Annotated in this window: 2 protein-coding genes and 1 pseudogene; all 3 read left to right on the top strand. The window is 35.8% G+C overall.

All coding sequences use genetic code 11. The annotated features are described in order from the left end of the window. On the top strand, positions 1-632 hold a 632-nt coding region (locus ABJI11_RS07920; RefSeq protein WP_348351005.1), incomplete at its 5' end, for a homoserine kinase. A gap of 41 nt (positions 633-673) precedes the next feature. Then, positions 674-1,969 carry a threonine synthase gene (thrC, locus tag ABJI11_RS07915; protein ID WP_348351003.1) on the top strand — a complete coding sequence of 432 codons (1,296 nt, stop codon included), beginning with the start codon at positions 674-676 and terminating at the stop codon, positions 1,967-1,969. Positions 1,970-2,066: 97 nt separating this feature from the next. Continuing rightward, a pseudogene (locus ABJI11_RS07910) lies at positions 2,067-2,732 on the top strand (glycine cleavage system aminomethyltransferase GcvT); the annotation flags it as partial.

Here is a 2,732-nt window from a genome sequence, read left to right as displayed (position 1 = left end):
CTGCTAGTTCTGCCGGTACAGTTTGGGCAATGAACCATTTATTGGGCAATCCGTTCAGCAAAACTGAACTTGTAAAATTTGCTATGGAAGGCGAACGCTTAGCTAGTGATGTTGCACATGCCGATAATGTTGCCCCTGCCCTATTTGGCGGCTTTACATTGGTACGCAGCTATAGTCCTTTGGATATTATTGATATTCCTGCTCCGTCAGAATTATACATAACAATAATCCATCCGCAGATAGAAATAAAAACTTCAGATTCTAGAAAGATTCTAAAGACAACTATTTCTATGGAAACTGGTATAAAACAATGGGGAAATGTTGGTGGCCTGGTTGCAGGTTTGTTCAAAGAAGATTATAAACTAATAGGCCGATCTTTAGAAGACTATATCGTAGAGCCAATACGTTCTATCTTAATACCTGGTTTCGACGAAGTCAAAAAAGTCTCTTTAGAAGCTGGTGCTTTAGGTTCTGGCATCTCTGGATCCGGACCATCAATCTTTGCATTTAGCAAAGGGGAAGAAACTGCTATCAATGTAGGTAATGCAATGAAAACAGTTTACGATAAAATTGGCATAGCATACGAAATACACGTATCTAAAATTAATATGGAAGGCGTTAAACTTTTATAAGTTGAGCACTGGTACATTAATAACATTTAAAAATATTCAGTTTGAAATTCTATAGTTTAAACAATACAGCTCCAGAGGTTTCTTTTGACACTGCCGTAGTTAATGGTATTGCACCTGATAAAGGTTTGTATTTTCCAGAAAATATTAGTCCGTTACCAAGTTCTTTTTTTGAGAATATCGAAACCTTTTCTAACGAAGAAATCGCGTTTAAGGCAATTCAACAATTTGTAGAGGGCATTGTTCCTGATGATGTTTTAAAAGAGATATTAAAAGAAGTATTAGATTTTGATTTTCCAGTAGTTGAAATTACCCCCAATATTGCCACATTAGAATTATTTCATGGACCTACCATGGCTTTCAAAGATGTTGGTGCTCGTTTTATGGCTCAATGTTTAGGCTATTTTTCTAGGTCTACAAAAAATGAAGTGACCGTACTTGTTGCTACTTCTGGCGATACGGGTGGCGCTGTAGCAAACGGATTCTTAGGTGTTGAGGGTGTTAAAGTGGTTATACTTTACCCTAGTGGAAAAGTTAGCGATATTCAAGAAAGACAACTAACCACTTTAGGCAAAAATATTACCGCTTTAGAAGTAGATGGTACTTTTGATGATTGCCAAGCTATGGTTAAGAATGCTTTTTTAGACAAAGAACTTCTTGACAATATGAAGCTGACTTCGGCCAACTCTATTAATGTTGCCCGTTGGTTGCCACAATTATTCTATTTCCTTTTTGCCTATAAACAAGCGAAATCAAAAGGTAAAGAAATCGTGTTCTCTGTACCATCAGGAAACTTTGGTAATATTTGTGCAGGCTTAGTTGCTCAACGACTAGGTATGCCTGTAAAGCATTTTGTAGCTTCCACAAACGTAAATGATACCGTACCGCAGTTTATGCTTACAAATGAGTATAACCCTAAACCATCAACAGCCACTATTTCTAATGCCATGGATGTTGGCGATCCAAGTAACTTTATAAGAATTAGGCATTTGTTTCAAGATAATTTCGAAGATTTAAAAAAGAATCTTTCTTCTTATCCTTTTGATGACAATCAAACAAAAGACGCCTTAAAGGAAATTTACAATATCAATGGATACATTGCTGATCCTCATGGCGCTGTAGGTTACTTGGGGTTAAAAAAGTATCAAGAGCAACACCCTAACACCTATGGTATCTTCTTAGAAACTGCGCACCCGGTAAAATTCTTAGATATCGTTGAAGAAACACTTGATGAAAAACTAGAAATTCCTTCTCAGATTCAGAGAGTGATGGGAAAAACTAAAAAATCTATTAAGATTTCAACTTACGACGGACTCAAAGATTTTCTTTTAAAATCTTAGAACTTAATTAAAGAATAATATTTTCCCAATTCAGGGATTAGCCACATTTGCTTCTATTTATTTTCGATAAATTTGTATTGCTAATAAATAGATTAAGATGAAAAATACTGCGCTTACCACAACACACGAATCTCTTGGTGCCAAAATGGTGCCATTTGCTGGTTACAATATGCCTGTTTCTTACGAAGGTGTAAATGCCGAACATGAAACAGTACGTAATGCTGTTGGGGTTTTCGATGTATCGCATATGGGTGAGTTCTTAATTTCAGGACCAAATGCATTAGCCTTAATTCAAAAAGTATCTTCTAACGATGTCTCAAAATTAACTATTGGTAGAGCACAGTATAGCTGTTTACCTAATGAAACGGGCGGTATCGTGGATGATTTAATCATCTATAAAATTAAAGACGAGCAATATTTATTGGTAGTAAACGCCTCTAATATTGAAAAAGACTGGAACCATATTTCATCTTATAACTCAGATTTAAAAGCAGATATGCGAGATATTTCTGAAGGATATTCGCTTTTAGCAATACAAGGTCCTAAGGCGGTTGAGGCAATGCAGTCGTTAACTTCTGTAAACCTAGCCGATATTAAGTTTTATCACTTTGAAGTATCTGATTTTGCAGGTATTGAAAATGTTATTATTTCTGCCACGGGATATACAGGTTCTGGTGGATTTGAAATTTATTGTAAAAATGAAGAGGTCAAACAAATTTGGGATAAAGTTTTTGAAGCAGGAGCCGATTTTGGCATAAAACCT

This window comes from Maribacter sp. (genome assembly GCF_039968975.1).
Lineage (GTDB): Bacteria > Bacteroidota > Bacteroidia > Flavobacteriales > Flavobacteriaceae > Maribacter.
This window is presented reverse-complemented; position numbering and strand designations above follow the sequence as displayed.